At 61.5% G+C, this 17,923-nt stretch carries 15 protein-coding genes; 7 read left to right on the forward strand and 8 right to left on the reverse strand.

Annotated elements, in window-relative coordinates:
- Positions 1-3: 3 nt before the first annotated feature.
- Complete coding sequence (locus JMY28_RS26195) at positions 4-777, reverse strand: DUF2092 domain-containing protein (RefSeq protein ID WP_201698793.1); 774 nt, start codon at positions 775-777, stop codon at positions 4-6.
- A 461-nt stretch (positions 778-1,238) separates the two neighbouring features.
- Here JMY28_RS26195 and JMY28_RS26200 point away from each other — a divergent pair, with 461 nt between their 5' ends.
- The 3 genes from JMY28_RS26200 to JMY28_RS26210 all read left to right on the forward strand — a co-directional run bounded on the left by JMY28_RS26200 (position 1,239) and on the right by JMY28_RS26210 (position 4,807).
- Positions 1,239-1,607 carry a response regulator gene (locus tag JMY28_RS26200; RefSeq protein WP_201698794.1) on the forward strand — a complete coding sequence of 123 codons (369 nt, stop codon included), beginning with the start codon at positions 1,239-1,241 and terminating at the stop codon, positions 1,605-1,607.
- Positions 1,608-1,951: 344 nt separating this feature from the next.
- The gene (locus tag JMY28_RS26205) at positions 1,952-2,536 is read left to right on the forward strand and encodes a response regulator transcription factor (RefSeq protein WP_268960662.1); all 585 of its coding nucleotides are present in this window, start codon (positions 1,952-1,954) and stop codon (positions 2,534-2,536) included.
- Between the two features lie 408 nt (positions 2,537-2,944).
- Entirely contained in the window at positions 2,945-4,807 is a 1,863-nt protein-coding gene (locus tag JMY28_RS26210) for a sensor histidine kinase (RefSeq protein WP_201698796.1), read from the forward strand.
- Positions 4,808-4,888: 81 nt separating this feature from the next.
- Here the strand turns inward: JMY28_RS26210 and JMY28_RS26215 are convergent, their stop codons facing one another.
- Positions 4,889-5,296, reverse strand: coding sequence for a hypothetical protein (locus JMY28_RS26215; RefSeq protein ID WP_201698797.1), 408 nt, complete (start codon positions 5,294-5,296; stop codon positions 4,889-4,891).
- Between the two features lie 581 nt (positions 5,297-5,877).
- Between JMY28_RS26215 and JMY28_RS26220 the strand changes: the two genes are divergently transcribed.
- Positions 5,878-6,120: a hypothetical protein gene (locus JMY28_RS26220; protein WP_201698798.1), complete on the forward strand. Its 243-nt coding sequence runs from the start codon at positions 5,878-5,880 to the stop codon at positions 6,118-6,120.
- 107 nt (positions 6,121-6,227) lie between these two features.
- On the forward strand, positions 6,228-7,361 hold the full coding sequence (locus tag JMY28_RS26225; RefSeq protein ID WP_201698799.1) for a transporter substrate-binding domain-containing protein: 1,134 nt from the start codon (positions 6,228-6,230) through the stop codon (positions 7,359-7,361).
- 53 nt (positions 7,362-7,414) lie between these two features.
- On the opposite strand, the gene JMY28_RS26230 is transcribed toward JMY28_RS26225, so the two are convergent.
- Both JMY28_RS26230 and JMY28_RS26235 read right to left on the reverse strand, forming a co-directional pair.
- On the reverse strand, positions 7,415-7,939 hold the full coding sequence (locus JMY28_RS26230) for a hypothetical protein (protein ID WP_201698800.1): 525 nt from the start codon (positions 7,937-7,939) through the stop codon (positions 7,415-7,417).
- Positions 7,940-7,948: 9 nt separating this feature from the next.
- Positions 7,949-10,003: an alkyl/aryl-sulfatase gene (locus JMY28_RS26235; protein ID WP_201698801.1), complete on the reverse strand. Its 2,055-nt coding sequence runs from the start codon at positions 10,001-10,003 to the stop codon at positions 7,949-7,951.
- Between the two features lie 380 nt (positions 10,004-10,383).
- Between JMY28_RS26235 and JMY28_RS26240 the strand changes: the two genes are divergently transcribed.
- Entirely contained in the window at positions 10,384-11,796 is a 1,413-nt protein-coding gene (locus JMY28_RS26240) for a DUF2252 domain-containing protein (protein WP_201698802.1), read from the forward strand.
- 88 nt (positions 11,797-11,884) lie between these two features.
- Here JMY28_RS26240 and JMY28_RS26245 read toward each other — a convergent pair whose 3' ends face one another.
- From JMY28_RS26245 to JMY28_RS26260, 4 genes are all read right to left on the reverse strand, one after another.
- A complete protein-coding gene (locus JMY28_RS26245; protein WP_201698803.1) occupies positions 11,885-12,343 on the reverse strand; it encodes a YidH family protein in 459 nt (152 codons plus the stop codon).
- Between the two features lie 10 nt (positions 12,344-12,353).
- Entirely contained in the window at positions 12,354-13,220 is an 867-nt protein-coding gene (locus JMY28_RS26250; protein ID WP_201698804.1) for a hypothetical protein, read from the reverse strand.
- A gap of 87 nt (positions 13,221-13,307) precedes the next feature.
- The gene (locus JMY28_RS26255) at positions 13,308-14,819 is read right to left on the reverse strand and encodes an arylsulfatase (protein ID WP_201698805.1); all 1,512 of its coding nucleotides are present in this window, start codon (positions 14,817-14,819) and stop codon (positions 13,308-13,310) included.
- A 97-nt stretch (positions 14,820-14,916) separates the two neighbouring features.
- Positions 14,917-15,834, reverse strand: coding sequence for a formylglycine-generating enzyme family protein (locus tag JMY28_RS26260; protein ID WP_201698806.1), 918 nt, complete (start codon positions 15,832-15,834; stop codon positions 14,917-14,919).
- A 794-nt stretch (positions 15,835-16,628) separates the two neighbouring features.
- Here JMY28_RS26260 and JMY28_RS26265 point away from each other — a divergent pair.
- Positions 16,629-17,813, forward strand: coding sequence for an endo-1,4-beta-xylanase (locus JMY28_RS26265; protein ID WP_236597047.1), 1,185 nt, complete (start codon positions 16,629-16,631; stop codon positions 17,811-17,813).
- Positions 17,814-17,923 lie beyond the last annotated feature (110 nt).

Below are 17,923 nucleotides of genomic sequence, written 5' to 3' on the forward strand. Positions count from 1 at the left end.
GGCCTACCCCTTGTTCTTGACCGGAACGATTTCGATCTTCTTCGCGCCAGCGGGCGGATGGAACGAGAACGTGGCGTCGTTGAAGGTGGCGTGCGTCGTCCAGTCGATGATCGAAGTGGACTGCGGGCGTGCATCGTCGTCGCGGCGCGTGATCACGATCTTGCGCGGCAATGGACTTTCCCCGGTCTTGATCCACACTTGCCAGTCAAGGTCCTTCTGGCGGAATGCGTAGTGATCGCAGAGGTCAGAGCCGATATAGTCCTGGCCCGCGAACATGGCGGACTCGAACTGGTCGGCCGGGGCGTCCGGTGTTCCCCAGATGAACAGGTCGGCGAGTGGGAACTCCACACCATAGTTCTCGCGCAGCTTGTCGATCAATCCAGAGATCGTGCCGTCGAACGCGACGCTCGAGTAGTACTTCCCAGCCGGCGAAAAAAGCGTGACCGTCTTGCCGTCGAAGATGATTTCGCGCTGGCTGCGTGCGCTCGACATGAGCGCGCGTATGCGGTGCGGCCGGTCGACGTCGAGGTCCGCCGTTGCCGTGTGCTGGAGCTTCTGGCCGTCTTCCAGCACGCGTTCGCCGGTGAGTTCGGTCGAAACGCTAAAGCGCTTGAGTGACTGGAGGTAAGTCCCCATCTTCTTCAGCGCTTCGACCGCCGCGGGGTCCACCGGATTGGCGACACTGCTTGCCGCGACTGGAGCGGAAGCCTGCGCGAAAGCCTGTGGTGCAACGAGTGTCGCGGCCATTACGACCATGCATGTAACCCTTCTCTTCATCGTGTTCTCCCGGCATATGAGCGAGAAGCCGCAGAAACGTGAAAGCATCGCTTCAGCAGGCGCTTTTGCAGCGTCGATGCTGTGCGCTTGCAGTGCGTAATGTAGTGGCCGGGATCGCGAAAGGGAAGGCTTCTGCCCGATATTGCCCAAAGGGGAAACGGGATTGCCCCAAGTCCCTATGTTGCGACTCGCGTAACGGCGCAATGCTCTACTGAAGGCCGATGGGTTGCGCATGTTCACGTAGGTGAGGGCGCAATGCACATCCCTCATCCCTGTCCTTCGTGGATCGTCCATCGAGGCAATGGATTGAATACGATTGCAATGTAATCGAGCGATTCCAGCGGAGCAGGCCTTCCCTGCATCTCTGCTGCTGCGCGCAAGGTGAAGCCCGTCTGCCTCGACTCTATGGCGTTGCGCGCGCGTCTATACAAGACTCGATGTACTGGTGAAGTGGGTGTCGTATGAACGTGAAGCGGCAGATGATCGTGATAGTGGAGGACGATGCCGGCTTGCGGCGCGCGCTCGAGCGGCTGCTGCGGTATTCGGGCTTTCGCACCCGATCGTTTCGTAGTGCAGAAGATGCCAATTTATTCGAATTCGCCTCTACGGCGCGCTGCCTTGTCATCGACGTTCAACTGCCGGGCATATCGGGGCCAGCGTTCTACGATACGCTGCATGCGCCGCGCCCGCCCGCGGTGTTCATGTCGGCTTACGACGGCGCGCGCACGCGCGGCGCCATCGTAGGCACCGGTGCGCACGCGCTCTTGACCAAGCCATTCCCTGGTGCGGCGCTGGTCGAGGCGATTTTCAAGGCGACTGCAAGCGCGTGATTTGGGATTTCGGGGCGTGATATTGCCCTATCGGTAATCCCTCTTCCCGCCTTCATAGGGAAGCTGGCCCACTGCGGATTATTCCCCGGAATGTACGGGGAAATAATACCGATCATAAATAGCAATAATCGCTCATTAGTCAAAATTTCCGCATGAGTTCGCAAAAAACAGGTGTGGCTTCAATCGTGCAAGGTTTGTAAAAAATTGCTATAACCCAATATAACTCAGACGCATTCAAGTAGTCAGTTGCGTCGATAGGCCGTTGTGGCCAGTGCTGGGACCTGGAATATCGCCGCGTCGCACTTTGAACGACGGAGAAAAGCGTGATTGATCCTGAACAGACGGTGATTCACATTATCGACGACGACGCAGCAATGCGAACCGCATTATCGCGGCTTCTAAAGAGCGCCGGATTCGAGGCGCGCGTTTATGCATCCGCCGGCGATTTTCTGGTGAGCGCCCGGGACAATCGTCCCGGCTGCATTCTGCTGGACCTCGAACTCGGCGGCCCGAGCGGCCTGGAACTGCAGCAGGCGTTGCTTCGCGACTCGCGGGCTTTGCCCATCGTGTTCATGAGCGCCTACAGCGACGTGCCGCGCACCGTGAAAGCGATGAAGGCGGGTGCTGTCGATTTCCTGCTCAAGCCGTTCGAGCGGCAAGCGCTGTTCGACGCGATCGGCGCGGCGTTGAACGCCTGCACGTTGCAGGCGAGCGTGCAGCACCCAGCCTCGGTTCAGCTAGCGGATCGGGAACAGGTTGTGCTGCGCGGCATTGCCGCCGGGCTGCGGAACAAGCAGATTGCTGCGGAGCTCGGATTGTCCGAACGTACGATCAAGTCGTGTCGCGCCGACCTGATGCGCAAGGTGGGAGCGACGTCACTCGCCGAGTTGCTGCGCCGCACCGAATCGATGGTCAGTCTGCCCGCATAGCAGCCCATAGGGGACGAATTGCACCTGCAATTTCAGGTGATTGAAGTTTTGCAGTTTGGCGATCGATACCCATCCTTTGAAAGAATGCCATCGCGATTGGGTTATTCCGGATATTTAGCATTCTCGGCACTTCATATGACTAAATGGTTGGCATTCCTGTGTGGTCAATTTATCAAGTTGATAGCAAACAAATAATTGAAAACATCCCGATGAGCGAGGCGGGTCGACATTGAATTGACCATGGAATATGCGCGGCGACTGAACCGCTCTTTTATTGAGCACCGCAACCACGGCGAGTGCGCAGGGAGAGCTGGGAGGCCATTAGATCACACCGGAAATATCGGCGACCTGATCCGCAGATACTTTCTGCTATTGCTGTTTGCGGCCTCGGGCGCCGTCGCAACGGAAATGCCGCGCGTCGTGCTGCTCACCGGCACGGACCCCATCCAGCCTGCCGCACTCGTGCAGATTCGCGCGGTGCGCAGCGTACTCGACGACTTCTCTTCACAGCGCGCCGAAGTCTTTCTCGATGCGATCGACGGATTCCGTTTCGACAACGAGGAATTGACAGCCGAGTTTCTCGCGCTGTTGCGCAAGAAGTATGCTCGCCAGCATATCGACCTTGTCATCGGGATCGGCGATCGGGCCGCGTCTTTCGCGCTGAAACACGGTGCCGACATCTGGCCCGGTGCGCCCGTCCTGATCTCCAGCGTCCCGGCTGAATGGTTGCGCAAGGTGCATCTACCGCAAGGGTATGCCGTAGTGCCGTTTCAGATCGACATCGAGGCGACGTTCAAGATCATCGAACGCCTGCAACCCCATGCCCAGCGCCTTGTCGTCGTGGGCGGTGTGGCGGATTACGATGTCGCGCTCACGGACCGCGCCGTGAAAGCCGCTGGCGAAAGGGCGGGGCGCTGGAGCCAGGTGGAACGATGGGAGGGGCTGCCGCTCGCCGAACTGCAACGGCGGCTCGCCGGTCTCGATAGCGACACCGCAGTGCTCTACACGACCGCATACCGCGACAGGGACGGACACCGCTATTTTCCCTACCAACTGGTGGAGCCGATAGTGCGGGCGTCGCACGCGCCCGTTTATGGCTGGTACTCGAGCTACGTCGAGAACGGCGCGACCGCCGGCGATGTCTACGACTTCGCGGAAAACGGGCGCGAGACGGGACTGGCGGCGGTGGAAATTCTGCGTCGCGGCGGGAATGTCGACGGCCTCACGTTTCCTGCGCTTGAGCCGCGTTGCACGGCGAATGTCACGCAGCTAGAGCGCTTTGGCCTTTCCGCGGACCGATTGCCGCCAGGCTGCCAGTTGATCGATTGGCCGCCGTCGATCTATCGGGAGTACCGGGGCACCGTGTTGACGGCGCTGGCCGTGCTCGTTGCCCAGTTGCTCACGATCATCGCGCTGCTGGCGCAGCGGCGAAAGCGCCACCTGGCGGAAGCCGAAGCGCTCGCGCGGCGCGGTGAACTGGCGCGCGCCGCACGTTTTGCGACCGTTGGCGAACTGAGTGCGTCGATCGCGCACGAGGTGGGACAGCCGCTCAGCGCGATCCTGAGCAACGCGGATGCGGCCGATCTGCTCATCAAGTCGAAGCGGATCGATATCGACGAACTGCGGGAGATCATGGCGGACGTGCGACGCGACGCCCTGCGCGCCAACGATGTGATCCGCCGCTTGCGAGCGTTGCTGCAGAAGCAGAGCCTGGAGACCAGCCTCGTTCGCGTCGACGAAACACTGCAACAGTCGCTCTCGTTGATCGAGCCCGAGGCACGGCGACGCGGCATCCGCGTCGAGGCCGCGTTTGCCGCGGGCGGCTGCGAAGTCATGGGCGACCCCGTTCAGTTGCAGCAGGTATTGCTCAATCTCGCGATCAACGCCATGGATGCCATGGAAGAGGTTGCACCGGAGCGCAGCGTTCTTTCTCTCGCCACCCAGCCGGTTGCACTCGGAGTCGAACTCGCGATCGAGGACCGCGGTTGCGGTTTTTCGAGCGACTCCGGGCAGCGCCTCTTCGAGCCGTTCTACACCACCAAGCCGCACGGCATGGGCCTTGGGCTCACGATCGTCCGCTCGATCGTCGAGGCGCACCACGGGCGCGTGACGGCGACGTTGCGCGAAGGCGGCGGTACGCGCTTCGCCGTGTGGCTTCCCGTTGTGCGTTCGCGCGCTGCCGCCGCGCACGCGCCCACGGATGGCGCGCCGCACGTGGCGGCGTCCGTTCAGTCCACAGCGGATACCGGGAGCCAGCGGACGCTGTCTTGAGCGGCTCTCCCGCGGCTTGCCGGAGGCAGTGGCCGCCAACGAGCGATCAGCGCCGGCGCGCGGCGCGAGTTTGCCGGGACATCAGTTCTTTTTCTGCAGTTGCCATTGCGCTCTGCCTGTTCGGCAATAGCGCGGATGCAGATTGAGCGATTGCCCCTTCGCGTTCAGGACCACGTCGACGACGCGGCAAGTCCGATCGCCGGTCTTCGTGGTGTCGTGAGGTGTCAGTGTGGCGTCGATCTTCACGCCATTGCCCAAGCCTTCATTGGTCCAATGCGCCGACTCGCCGTCGCTTTTCGAGTTCAATGCAGTAATGGCCGCTCGCTTGACCGAGTCGATGTCTTTTTGCGTCATGTAGCTCAGCGGTGTGTCGTGCAGAAACTCGAGGTTCGCGGCGAAGGCGGTGGGTAGGGAGAGGAGCAGGGCGCAAGCAACTGCCGCGCACGGCAGCGCTCCTGCTGACGAGGTCTTCCGGCTGCGCAAAATCATGTCGTCCTTTCCTTGAGCGTGGCCCGTCGGCGCTTACGCTCGCGTGTGAATCGGCGGAGGCTTCCCATTGTGCAATCCGGTTCCAACGGGTTTGCGTTCGGCCAGGCAATCCGTTGGCGCGCCATCGTGCAGCAGCATGGCGCTATGCCAGATCGAGTGTTGCTCAGGCACCGCACTGAAGCGATAGGGAGTTCGGGCAATCGGATTGCCCTTTGGTGCAATCTGGAGTTCAAGCCTTTATTTTCGCTGGATGCGCCGCTAAATTGCGCGCTAAGGACCACTCGATTCGGGCACGTGAGCGGAAAGTGCTGCAATGCAGTCTGTAATTTTCGACAATGCAACCATTCCGGAGTGCGAACGTATGAAGCTGTCTCGTCTGCCAGAGGCTTGTTGAATGGGGAAAGCATGATGTTCCGGCGTTCATGCGTGCGCCGCAGGCGCGAGACGGCCGCACATGCTTTCGGCGCCTGGCTTTTGGCAGCCAGTCAGTTGCTCAATCCAACGGTGGCAACGGCGCAGACTTCGTCCGCCCCCAAATTTACCGGTCGGACGTACAAAAGCGTGCGAACGCCGTTCTTGCATTGCTGCCCCTCACCGTCACGCCGGACCTTTCCGCAAGCACGCTCGGCATTCGCAACGGCGCCACTGGCGACCCGTCGCTGAGCATGATCCTCGGCTTCAATCAGCTTACGTCGCTCGGCGCAGGGATCGAAATTGACACCGGCGCGGTCACCAAGCTCTTCTCGCGTTTGCGCATGGTGGCCCGCTACGCGTTCGGCAAGGACGTAACGGGCGCTTCGCTCGGTCTCGCGCTCAGCTTCTGAGCGGTAGCGGTCATTGCCACGAACGCACCGCTACCCAGAAAAGGTGTACGGTCCATATACTGGATCTCATCGCCGCAACGGCCCAAAGTCGCCGCTGGAGGGACGCCATGAAGAAGCCGGTCTGGTGGCTGTTCACGCTCTGCCTGGTCCTGATTGCGCCTGCAACCTATGGCGCTGCCGCCGAGTCCGCACAGTCTCCTCAGGCAGCCGAGGCCGCGCCTGCGAGTGCGAGTGCCCGGACAAGCGGCACGCTGCGAGTGGCGATTGCCCCGGTCGCCCCGTTCGTGCTGCCGGAGTCGGCGACACCGGTCGGCTTCAGCATCGACATCTGGTATGAGATCGCGCGTCGCATGCATGTCGATTTCAGATGGGATCGCGTCGCGAAGCAGCCTGAGCTGCTGAGCGCCGTTCAGCGTGGCGATGCGGACATCGCCATCGCTGCCATCACGATGACACCGGAACGCGAAAAGCTCGTCGACTTCTCGCTGCCGTATTTCGATTCCGGCTTGCAGATCATGGTGCGCGCGCAAAGCGACAACTCGTTTGTCGCGTCGCTTCGTTCGGTTCCCTGGCTCGCCCTCGGACAGTTCCTCGCTGCCTCCGTCGTGATCATCTTCATTCTCGCCAATCTCGTATGGCTGATGGAGCGCCGCAGTGATCCCAACTTCCAGAAGCCCTGGCTGCGCGCTGTCGGCGAAGGGCTCTGGGTGACCATGCTGATCATCGCGACAGGCGAGCATGGCGAGCGCGAAAGCGCCGGACTATGGAAAAGGGTGCTGGTACCCGCGATGTGGCTGATCGGCGTGGTGCTGATCGCGCAGTTCACGGCGACCGTGACATCATTCCAGACGGTGGCGCGGTTGCAGTCGAACATTCGCGGTCCGGACGATCTTCCAGGCAAGACGATCGGCACGGCGCCGGGCACGGTCGCCGCACAGTACCTCGCCGAGCGTGGTTTGCCGTTCGTGAACATCGACAGTGCCGCCGACGGCTTCAAGATGCTGATGCGCGGCGACGTGCAGGCCATCGTCTACGATGCGCCAACGCTGCAGTATTGGGCGGGCCGGCTCGGCAACGGGTCACTTGCCGTAGTTGGCCCGATATTCATGCCGGCAAAGTATGGGATCGCTGTCGCGAACGGCAGCCCGTTGCGCAAGACCATCAACGAAACCTTGCTTGCGATGTACGAGGACGGCACGTACGAACAGATTTACCAGAAGTGGTTTTCGGCGAGTAAATAGGATTGCGACTGTTTCGGGCCAACCGCGACCCTAAGACAGCCGCGCCGAAAGCGTCAGTGCGCGACGCTGGCAAGCTCCGTGGCGTAGAACATCTGCGTCAGTGCGTCAGCGTGGTTCTGTGGACCGTCAACCACGAAAAGCGCTTCGTGCAACGCGTGTTCAACGTCGAATCGACCGGCTAGCCAGCCACGCAACGCGGACTCGGACATGACGACGATATTGCTGCGTTTCGCCTCTTCCGTGGTCGTCACGTCGGGGATTTCCGGAACAATGTCCGGATCGAAGCCTTCCGTGGTGGCGTGGAAAAAGCCCCAGGTATCGTTTTCGATAAGCAGGACAAAGAAGTCCGGCAAGTCCAGAAGACGCTCTTCCGAGTGCGTACCTTCAATGCGCGCCTGCAGCAGGTTCAACGCCTCGACCGCCGCCATGCGCTTTCGCGCCGCGGCGAGCGCGCCGTCATCGACATCGATCGCTTCGATCAAATTCGCCTCGATCGCCTTTCGCGTTGCAACGGCCACGCTCAGCGCGAGCGGGTGGCTGATGCCGAATTCGATCTTGAATTCACAGACTGCACACATGGCGGGCCCTCACGGCGTAACGATGTTGAACCAGAAGTCGAAGGTGTCGAGCCACGAAACGAAGTCACCGAGTTTCTGGCTGTTGCCGTCGACCTTCACGTCGCCAGCCATGACGAGCTTCTGCATGTTGGTCTTGCCCATCATGATCGCGTTGAGGTTGGCCCGTGTCATCGTGACTGTCGCATCGGCCGCTTTTGAGTTCTTGTTCCTCGAATAGTGCAGTGCGCTGTTTTCGACGCCAAGCACGTAGTTCTCCTTCGTGTCGGTCAGATTGAGATTGAACTCGGCCGTTTTTCCGGCCGCGCGATCGCCGTTGAGCCGGATGCCGAGGTAGTCGAGGAACATGTCGAGCGGCATGGCCTGGATTGTGTCCGGGCTTTGCGGCTGCGGGGCGGGTAGTTGCTGAATGCCTTTGCGCAGTTCCATGGCGCCGGTCAGATAGAAGTTGCGCCATGACGCCGATTCGGACTGGTAGCCCAGTTGCTCGTAGGTATCGGCGAGGAGCTGCTTTGCCGCCGTGTTTTGCGGCTCTGCGAACACGACGTGATTCACGACTTCCGCGACCCATCGGTAGTCGCCCTTGTTGAAATACCCGTGCGCCTTGCTGAGGACAGCGGCCGAGCCACCCATGAACTCCACATAACGCTTGCCAGCCTCGGTCGGCGGGAGCCGGTGCAGATTCGCCGGTACGCCGTCGAAGAAACCGAGGCGCAGGTTGTACTGCGCAACGGCGTCGTGATAGACCGTGCCGTAGTAGCCTCGGCAAAACCAGTGCTTCGCAAGGCTGTCGGGCAGCCGGATCGCCTCGCCGATCTCCAGGGGCGTCATGCCCTTGTTGGCCATGCGTAGCACCTGGTCGTGCATGTAGCGGTACATGTCGCGTTGCGCGCGCAGGAAGGCGACGACGCGATCGTTGCCCCACGTCGGCCAGTAGTGCGATGCGAAAACCACCTGCATGTCATCGCCGAACATGTCGAGCGACGACTGCAAGTATTTCGACCAGAGGAGAGCATCGCGAACCTTGGCGCCTCGCAGCGTGTACAGATTGTGAAGCGTGTGGGTGGCGTCTTCCGCGGCGCAGAACGCTTTGTACTTCGGCAGGTAGAACATGAACTCCGAAGGCGCCTCCGATTCCGGTGCCATCAGCACCACGAGTTCCACGCCATCCAGCGTCAACTTCTGCCCGGTCTTTTCAGCGAACATGGAGGGCACGGCCAACGTGATCGTGCCGACTGAAGTCGTCTTGCCAAGGCCACCGTCGACGATTCCCGTAGGGCTGCGCGGCAACAGTGAGCCGTACATGTAGCTGGCGCGGCGCCCCATCGCGTTCCCGGCGATGATGTTCTCGCCCACTGCCGCTTCGGTGAAGCCGGCGGGCGCCACGATCTGAACTTTCCCGGACTTCAGGTCGTCGTCGCTGACGAGCCCGCGTACACCGCCGTAGTGATCCACGTGGCTGTGTGTATAGATGACGTGCGTGATCGGCTTGTCGCCAAGATGTGGAATGACGAGTTGCTTCCAGACCGCTGAGGACACGTCGGTCGTAATGAACGGGTCGACCACGATGTAACCGTGATCGCCGCGAATGATGCTCATGACGGAGAGATCGTAGCCGCGCACCTGCCAGATACCGTCGACCACCGTGAAGAGACCATGATTCATGTTGAGCTTGGCATTACGCCAGAGGCTCGGGTTGACCGTCGGCGGCGAGTTGTTCTCCGGGCCGCCGCTCACGAACGCAAACTGCTGAAGGTCCCACGCCGGGGTGCCGTTGGGTTGCTTGATGATGACGGGTTCGGGGAGCGTTGCGACCAGCCCGCGTTTGGCGTCTTCGAAGTCCTGCGCATCTTCAAAGGAAAGGAAGTCGGCGTATTGCTTGTTCACCGCGATCGTTGCGGCCGTAGCCGGCTTCGACGCACCCGTCGTCGGGGTTGCGCTGGAACCGGCTTGCGCCAGCGCCTCGCCTACCGCGCCGGGGAGCGTTGTGGCCACACCGGCCACCGCCACATTCTTAAGGAATGCTCTGCGTCCGCTTGCCTTTGTCGCGTCGTCCGGTTCAGACATGATCGTCTCCGTTCTTGGGGGGAGTTTCAGGCAAAGTTGGCCTGCGAGGTCGCCAATGACCTCTAGCAAGACTTTTCGCAGAGTCTCCCGATTGCAGCTATAGGTGCTTGGGGCAATAACATTGCCTGTTGGGGCAATGCGATCCATGCGGCAATTCCGTAACCCGACGGAAAGAACGTGGCCAGTTTCCGCATGCGGCGTCAGGGCTTCGATCCGGTAGTGCCAGGCAGAATGAAAACGCGACGTTTGTGAACGTACACTGGACCAAGATGACGAATGCTTTGCCAGCAATCAGGGCAGTACAACGAACGACTCAATGCTAGACTGAGTGGGTTCGGCTGAACGCGCAACAAGAAACTTACCCAAGACGAGGTGGGCACATGGCGGGCACGCAAACTTTGGCTGAAAGACAAGCGGCAGGACGTCAGGCGCGCGAACGTGCAAAGCGGTCCCAGCACGCGGAGATCGGCAACACCGAACGTGACCCGGTCGAACTGCTTCGGGCGAACAGCGCGGGACGGGTCGAAGCGCTTGTCCCGTTACGCTATGGCCGCATGTCCCTCTCTCCCTTCACGTTTTATCGTGGCAGCGCAATCATCCAGGCCCACGATCTCGCCGGTACAGTCAACTCCGGTATCGCTTTTCCCATATGCGGCGACGCACACCTCATGAACTTCGGCGGCTTCGCGACGCCGGAGCGGCAACTGGTGTTCGATCTCAACGACTTCGATGAGGTTGCGAATGGACCATGGGAATGGGACTTGAAGCGGCTGGTCGCGAGCTTCGCGATCGCTGGCGAGCACATGGGATTAGGGCGCGGCCCCATCGGCGAGTTTGTCTGGGCCGCGGTTCACGAGTACACCGAACGTATGCGCGAATACTCGGAGTACAGCACACTGGATTTGTGGCACGAGATCATCTCCTTCGAACGCATGATGGAGACCGCAGCGACCGACGAAGGGCGCGCGCTCATCGCCAAGACGAGCAAGAAGGCGACGACGCGAACGCACGAAAGCGTGCTCGCCAAGATGGCGACGCAGCGCGACGGCCGCTGGACGATTCAGGACGCGCCTCCCGCGCTGTTTCATCCCACTGGGCCGAACTCGCTGCTTGGCAAGGACAAAAACTGGTCCGACACCGAAGCGTGGAAAGGCAAGCTTGCCGCGGCGTTCGACGAATACCTGAGCACACTTTCGACCGATCGGCGCATGCTGATCGATCAATACGAACTTCACGACATCGCGTTCAAGGTGGTGGGGGTAGGGAGTGTCGGCACGTTCTGCCTGGTCATGTTGTTCGTGGACGGCCACGGCAAGCCGCTGTTCCTGCAGGTCAAGGAGGCACGCGGTTCGGTGATCGCCCGATATTACGAGGCGCCAGGCCTCGAGCACCAGGGCCAGCGCGTAGTGGTGGGGCAACGACTGCTGCAGGCGGCGAGCGACTCGTTCCTGGGCTGGACCTCAGGGCCTGCTGGCAGGAACTTTTATTTTCGGCAACTGCGAGACATGAAGGTGTCGGTGGAACTGGAGCGCATGAGCAGTACCGTGCTGCAAGGCTACGCACGCCTGTGCGGTTGGGCGCTCGCCCGTGCTCATGCCAAGGCGGGCGGAAAGGCCGTCGAGATCGCGGCCTATCTCGGCAGTGGCGAACGTCTCGCCGAAGCGCTGACCGAGTATTCGCTGGGCTACGCTGCCCAGAACGAGACCGATTACAAGGCGTTCATGGACGCATGCCGCTCGGGAAAACTCGAGGCGCGCAGCGACGAAGACATGGCGGCGGATTTCCGCGTCTGACTTTCGTCGATCAGCAGCGACGTTTGGCGGAATTACCTGCAAACGTCGCTGCGTGATCGAAGTGCGACCTCGCCGCCGTGGGTGCAGATCAATCGAGCACGAGCGAACCGAGTGCGAATGTGCCAAGCACCGCGACGGCAATCGCCACCCAGTAAGCGAGATTCCATTGCGGCACGAGGCCCTCGCGGCGCAGCGCGTTGACGCGGCGCTTATGCTGGACCACTGCAATCAGCAGGGCCACGGTCCCGATTACCACCATGGCCGTTCCCACCGTCCGCGGCGACCAGGTTGCGCCGAACCGGCCGACAATCGGCGAGCCGCGCTGGCTCTCCACGTACTCGAAGAATTTGGCCAATGTGAAGCCGAAGCTGATCATCGACAGCGAGGTGCGCAGCCACGCCATCAGCGTGCGTTCAGCGGCGAGAAAGGTGCGCTCGATTGCGAGTGAGGTGCGCGCCCGCGTCTGCAGCGTGCCCTCGTCGGGTATGGCGGGCGAGTCGGCATCCGTGGGCAAAGCCATCGGGTCGCGGCCGCGAGCGGGGGGCATGGTCATTCCTTCAGGACGTGCGGGCGTACACGGCACTACGACTTCGTCGCCATTTCACATAGGGAATGGCCATTAACGTGCACACGAGCAGATAGAGGATCAGCGTAGGCGCGAACGGCTCGCCGGGATAGTTTGCCGATGCAATGGCCAGCGCGATGGCCGGATGCCGGGAGGCTGTCGCGAGCGCTAGCACCGTAGCGTGCTCCGGCTTCGGGCCACCAAGCAAATGGCCGACGACGAAACCGGCCAGAACGAACGCGACGATGGCCACGACCGTCGACTGGCTGGTTGTCGACCAGACTGCGTGCCAGCTACCGGCCAGCAGGGCCGCGACGCCAATGGCCAGAAGGGTCGCGGCCACAAGGCGCAACGGCCTGAGCAGGCGCAGGCCGACGCGCGGCATCAGTTTCGAGAACAGTATCCCCGCAGCCAGCGGCGCGAAGATCATCTTCAACAGGATGATGATGATCGCCGTGAGCCCCACCGCGAACGGCTGGGCAAAAAGCCAATCGAACACGGCGATCGAAAGCGGCACCGTGATGATCGAAACGAGCGCAAGCACGACGAGCAGGCCCAACCCATAAGGCGCGATGGCCCCGCCCGCTTTCCTTTCCTTTTGTGGCAGCAGAGGCGGAACGGGAGAGACGGACAGCGCCAGCAACACCACGGCTGTAGGCTGAGGCAAGTCCAGAAAGTACACGCACGCGACCACCATGAGTGGCGTGATTACCAGCATCGCGATGAGCGAGCGCAGCAATAATCCGGGCCGGTTGACGATGTAGAGCAGGTCGCTATAGCTTGCCCGGAGACCGTATGCGAACACAGTACCCGCGATCGCGATCTGGAGCGCAAGGAGAATCAGGGCTTTGGCGTTCATGACGTTTCGTGCCAGTGTCGGGCTCGGGCGATCATCGAGAGGGACAACGCCCGAGCCTCGCTGCCGGAAACGTTCGGCGAAGAGCGACTATCGATGCCCACCGCCGGCGGCGTCTATCATCTTCTCGATCACCTGGTCCACGCCGAAGCTGGCCGCTTTCTGTCGCGGCGGGTATGCCTTGAACGTCTGCAGGAATTCGGCGACCCCGGCCTGTGCCGGCACGAGTATGAAGGTGTGATCGAGCAGCCAGTCGTAGTAGGTGTTGGATGTGATGTCGGCTCGCTCGTAAGGGTCGGTGCGCAGGTTGAATATCTTCGGCACGCGCAGGGTCACGAGCGGCTCGGCCCATATCCTCAATGTGCCGGTCGTGCGCTGCTCCATGAAGACGACTTTCCAGTTGTCGAAGCGCAGGCACGCGAGGTCGCCGTCGTCGGTGAAATAGAAGAAGCCCTTGCGGTCCGGTTTTTTAGCCTTGCCGGTAAAGTAGGGCATCAGGCTGAAGCCGTCGAGATGCACCTTGAAGTCCTTGCCGTTGGCCTTGAGGCCCTTCTTCAGCTCTTCTTTTACGTCCGGATTGCCCGCTGCATCGACGATGGTGGGCAGCCAGTCGAGATGGCTCACGATCTCGTTGCACACTGTGCCAGGCTCGATCACCCCAGGCCAACGCACCAGGCAAGGCACGCGGTATGCGCCTTCCCAGTTGGAGTTCTTCTCGTTGCGAAACGGCGTCATGCCGGCATCGGGCCAGGAGTTCATGTGCGGACCGTTGTCGGTGCTGTACATGACCATCGTGTTGTCCGTAATGCCCAGTTCGTCGAGCAGCGCGAGCATCTCGCCGATATGCTTGTCGTGCTCGATCATGCAGTCGTGGTACTCGGACTGCCAGCGCCCCGCCTGGCCGCGGATGCGGTCCTCGATATGCGTGCGAAAGTGCATGTGCGAGGTGTTGAACCAGAGGAAGAACGGCTTGTCCTCCTTATGCGCCTTCTGGATGAACGCCTTCGCGGCCGCGAGAAATTCGGTGTCGACGGTTTTCATCCGCTCCTTGGTGAGCGGGCCGGTGTTGTCGATCTTCTGGCCGCCTTTGCCGTCGGACCAGCAGTGAAGCACGCCGCGCGGGCCGTACTTCTTGCGGAAATCGGGAAACTCATTGGGATCGGGGTAATCGGGCAGTTCCGGCTCTTCCTCGGCGTTGAGGTGATAGAGGTTGCCGAAGAACTCGTCGAAGCCGTGCATCGTCGGAAGATGTTCGTCGCGGTCGCCGAAATGGTTCTTGCCGAATTGCCCGGTGCTGTAGCCAAGGTCCTTGAGCAGTTCCGGAATATTCGGATCCTCGGCGCGCATGCCGAGTGCCGCGCCGGGCAAGCCGACCTTGGTCAGTCCCGTGCGCAAGCCGCACTGTCCCGTGATGAACGAGGCGCGGCCCGCCGTGCAACTCTGCTCACCGTAGTAGTCGGTGAACACCATGCCTTCCTCTCCAATGCTGTCGATGTTAGGTGTGCGGTAGCCCATCAGCCCCTTCGTGAAAATGCTGAGATTGGACTGACCGATGTCGTCGCCCCAGAGGATCAGGAAGTTGGGTTTCTTCTTGCCCGCCATGGAACACTCCTTTGTGTAGAGCTACCGTAGACGGTAGCGGATCTCCTCTGGACCCCGTCGTCGACGGGATTGCGAGAGGTCAGTTCTCCTGTCTGATTCAACCGGAAGCGCTATCGCGGACTACGCAACGAAAGCCAACGTGACACGTGGACGTATCGACAGGCTGCGCCATTCTGGCGGCAGGCCGATAACGCCTGCAGTAGTTCGGCGCGCACAGGTACGAGCCGCCCTTCATCACCTTGCGCGGAATCTTGACCTGTGCCGCGCGGGGATCGACGCTCGCCTCGACGGTCCCGCCGCGCGGATTGTCCAGCGTGCAGCATGCCCTCACAATCTTCCCGTGGTCCTGGTACCAGTCGCTCGTCCACTCCCACACGTTGCCGGCCATGTCGTAAAGCCCGTATCCGTTGGGCGGAAACGAACCGACTGGCGCGGTCCACTCATAACCGTCTTCCAGCAGGTTCTGCCACGGAAACTCGCCTTGCCACGTGTTTGCCATCTGCTTGCCTTGAGGGGTGAACGCGTCGCCCCAGACGAACTCCGCGCCCTCCAGCCCGCCTCGTGCGGCGAATTCCCATTCCGCTTCGGTTGGCAGTTCCTTGCCCGCCCAGTTTGCATACGCTGCCGCGTCTGCGTAGGAGACGTGCACCACAGGATGATCCCAAAGCCCTTCGAGCGAACTGGCCGGGCCGCGTGGATGCCGCCAGTCCGCTCCCCGCGTATAGACCCACCAGTTGTAGTGATTACGCAAGTCCACGCGCTGCCGCGGTTTGGCGAACATCACCGAGGAGGGCGCCAGCAGCTCGGGCAGCGCGCCCGGATAGTCGTCGGGGTTGGCCGGGCGCTCGGCGGAGGTGAGGTAGCCGGTGACGTCGGCGAATCGCTTGAATTCGGCGTTCGTCACCGCATGCGGATCCATCCAGAAGCCGCGCACGCGGACCTTGTGTGCAGGGGCTTCCTCCGGGTAGTGCGCATCCGACCCCATGACGAAGGTGCCGCCCGGGATAAGAACCATGCACGGTGGGCAGGTCGGCGGAGCGCAGGCGCGCGTATCGTTGACCGCTTCAGGGGATGGATGGACCATGTCAGTCAGGGCGTTGCGCTGGGTCGGCGGAATTGGCGGGAGTCGAGCAATTCGGGGCGCGTTGCAGGTTCGATCGCCGTGCGCCACGCAAGCCACGTACCGGCATCCAGTATCGAATCGGTAACCCGGTTTCGCTATCGGTAGAAGGGGCAACCGGATTGCCCTCAAGGGCAAACCGGAGTCTGTTCGCGTTGATCGCGCCATTCGGAACAGAAGTATCCGAGTGTCTGCCGTTCTACATAAATCTTTGCCACCCACGGGCAGTGGCAGCCCGTGCCCAGGGTGATGGGCAAACCACTGACCAGCAGCTTGCCCATGCCGTGCGCGTCGCGGAGGCGCGCAGCGGCGTCGGGATGTCACACGTGTCTGTCTTTGCTCACTCAGGACAGATCACGCTGGTGGGATGGGTGCCAGAGCGGGAACATGTCGCGCGTGCCAAACAGAGTGCGATGTCGGTGCTGTGTCGCCGCGGTGGACAACCGGCTCTCCCCAGATGGAGGCTCGTTGAGCGCAGATTGACATCAAACCGAATCGCCGCGCGCTGAAGGGCTTCGGCTTTCCCGATCGACTCGACACTCATTCACCTTGCATCGCCTCGTTCATACCTCAGGTAAATCCCTCATAGCCGGTCCGAGGGGCGCTCCCTAACATCCGCGTTGTTACCGATAACGTTACGAGTGGTTAGAATACACCAGGACGAGCGTCACATCACAAGGAGACCGGCAATGCGTCCTTTGAGGACTTCGATGCGCATGCTTTGCGCAGTCGTGGCCGTTTGCACGCTCGCATGGACCGCGGGCTGCGCGAACAACCAGACGGTGGCTGCCCAGGACGGGCCGCCGCTCGCCGCGGCGCCCGCTGAAGCGCTGCCGCCACTGCGCAGTGTGATGGCCGCGCACTTCAGGGTCGGCGCGGCGATCGAACCCGATTCGATCGACAGTCCCGCCGACGCGGCGCTCATCGCCGCACAGTTCTCGAGCCTCACCGCCGAGAACAAGATGAAGCCGGGCACGATCGGCGTCGCGGAAGGCCAGTACAACTTCGAGCCGGCCGATCAGATCGTCGCGTTTGCTCAGGCGCACGGCATCGCGGTGCGCGGCCATACGCTCGTTTGGCACTTCAAGGCGGGCGACTGGACCGAAGCGCCGGCCTGGTTCTTCGCCGGCGATCCAAAAGACCCTTACTATCACGACATCGTGGCGAAGCGGCTCGATCGATATGTAACGGACGTCGTCACACACTTCCGTGGCAAGGTCTATGCATGGGACGTGGTCAACGAAGTGATCAGCGACGACCCGCATCAGGTGTATCGCGAAGACAGTCCGTGGTATCGCGCGCTAGGCAAGGACTACATCGCGATCGCTTTCCGCGCGGCGCGCGCGGCGGACCCGAACGTGAAGCTCTATATCAACGAGTACAACACTGACGATCCGCGCAAGCGCGCGAAGCTGCTCGCGGTGATCCGCGATCTCCGCGCTCAGGGCGTGCCGATCGACGGGGTTGGGCATCAGATGCATATCAGCGTGAACTGGCCGCCGCTGCCGAACATCAAGCAGGCGTTCGACGACGTCGCCGCGCTCGGCCTCGAAAACCAGGTGACCGAGCTCGATGTGAGTCTCTATACCGATCCGGGCGAATGCTGGAGCAATCCGCATGCATGTGTGCCGGACCTCGGCCATCCTGTGCCGAACGACATCATGCGCGCGCAAGCCGAGCGATATCGTGCGGTGTTCGCTCTGTTCGAGCAGGAGCCGAGCATCAAGGCGGTGACATTCTGGGGGTATTCGGACAAGCATACGTGGCTGACGTCGACGCCGGTGCCGCGCAACAACCTGCCGTTGCCCTTCGATGCGAACCTGAAGCCGAAAGCTGCGCTGTGGACGATCGTCGATTCGTCTTATCAGCCGTAACGTCAGCCTTCAGGCCGGAAAGCAGATGAGCTTCGGTAGTGCGGGCCATCAAGGCGCGTCGGAGCCGACCTGCTCGAGCGCGTTCAGATCGGCCTCGAAATCGTCGGGCT

The sequence above is a fragment of the Paraburkholderia hiiakae genome (assembly GCF_904848665.1).
Classification (GTDB): Bacteria; Pseudomonadota; Gammaproteobacteria; order Burkholderiales; family Burkholderiaceae; genus Paraburkholderia; species Paraburkholderia hiiakae.

Excerpts from the sequence above, each read along its gene's own strand:
- JMY28_RS26230 (WP_201698800.1), bottom strand. The coding sequence starts at position 7,939 with ATGTGTGCAGTCTGTGAATTCAAGATCGAATTCGGCATCAGCCACCCG.
- JMY28_RS26245 (WP_201698803.1), bottom strand. The coding sequence starts at position 12,343 with ATGCCCCCCGCTCGCGGCCGCGACCCGATGGCTTTGCCCACGGATGCC.
- JMY28_RS26195 (WP_201698793.1), bottom strand. The coding sequence starts at position 777 with ATGAAGAGAAGGGTTACATGCATGGTCGTAATGGCCGCGACACTCGTT.
- JMY28_RS26235 (WP_201698801.1), bottom strand. The coding sequence starts at position 10,003 with ATGTCTGAACCGGACGACGCGACAAAGGCAAGCGGACGCAGAGCATTC.
- JMY28_RS26210 (WP_201698796.1), top strand. The coding sequence starts at position 2,945 with ATGCCGCGCGTCGTGCTGCTCACCGGCACGGACCCCATCCAGCCTGCC.
- JMY28_RS26225 (WP_201698799.1), top strand. The coding sequence starts at position 6,228 with ATGAAGAAGCCGGTCTGGTGGCTGTTCACGCTCTGCCTGGTCCTGATT.
- JMY28_RS26200 (WP_201698794.1), top strand. The coding sequence starts at position 1,239 with ATGAACGTGAAGCGGCAGATGATCGTGATAGTGGAGGACGATGCCGGC.
- JMY28_RS26260 (WP_201698806.1), bottom strand. The coding sequence starts at position 15,834 with ATGGTTCTTATCCCGGGCGGCACCTTCGTCATGGGGTCGGATGCGCAC.
- JMY28_RS26255 (WP_201698805.1), bottom strand. The coding sequence starts at position 14,819 with ATGGCGGGCAAGAAGAAACCCAACTTCCTGATCCTCTGGGGCGACGAC.
- JMY28_RS26250 (WP_201698804.1), bottom strand. The coding sequence starts at position 13,220 with ATGAACGCCAAAGCCCTGATTCTCCTTGCGCTCCAGATCGCGATCGCG.
- JMY28_RS26240 (WP_201698802.1), top strand. The coding sequence starts at position 10,384 with ATGGCGGGCACGCAAACTTTGGCTGAAAGACAAGCGGCAGGACGTCAG.
- JMY28_RS26215 (WP_201698797.1), bottom strand. The coding sequence starts at position 5,296 with ATGATTTTGCGCAGCCGGAAGACCTCGTCAGCAGGAGCGCTGCCGTGC.
- JMY28_RS26265 (WP_236597047.1), top strand. The coding sequence starts at position 16,629 with ATGCGTCCTTTGAGGACTTCGATGCGCATGCTTTGCGCAGTCGTGGCC.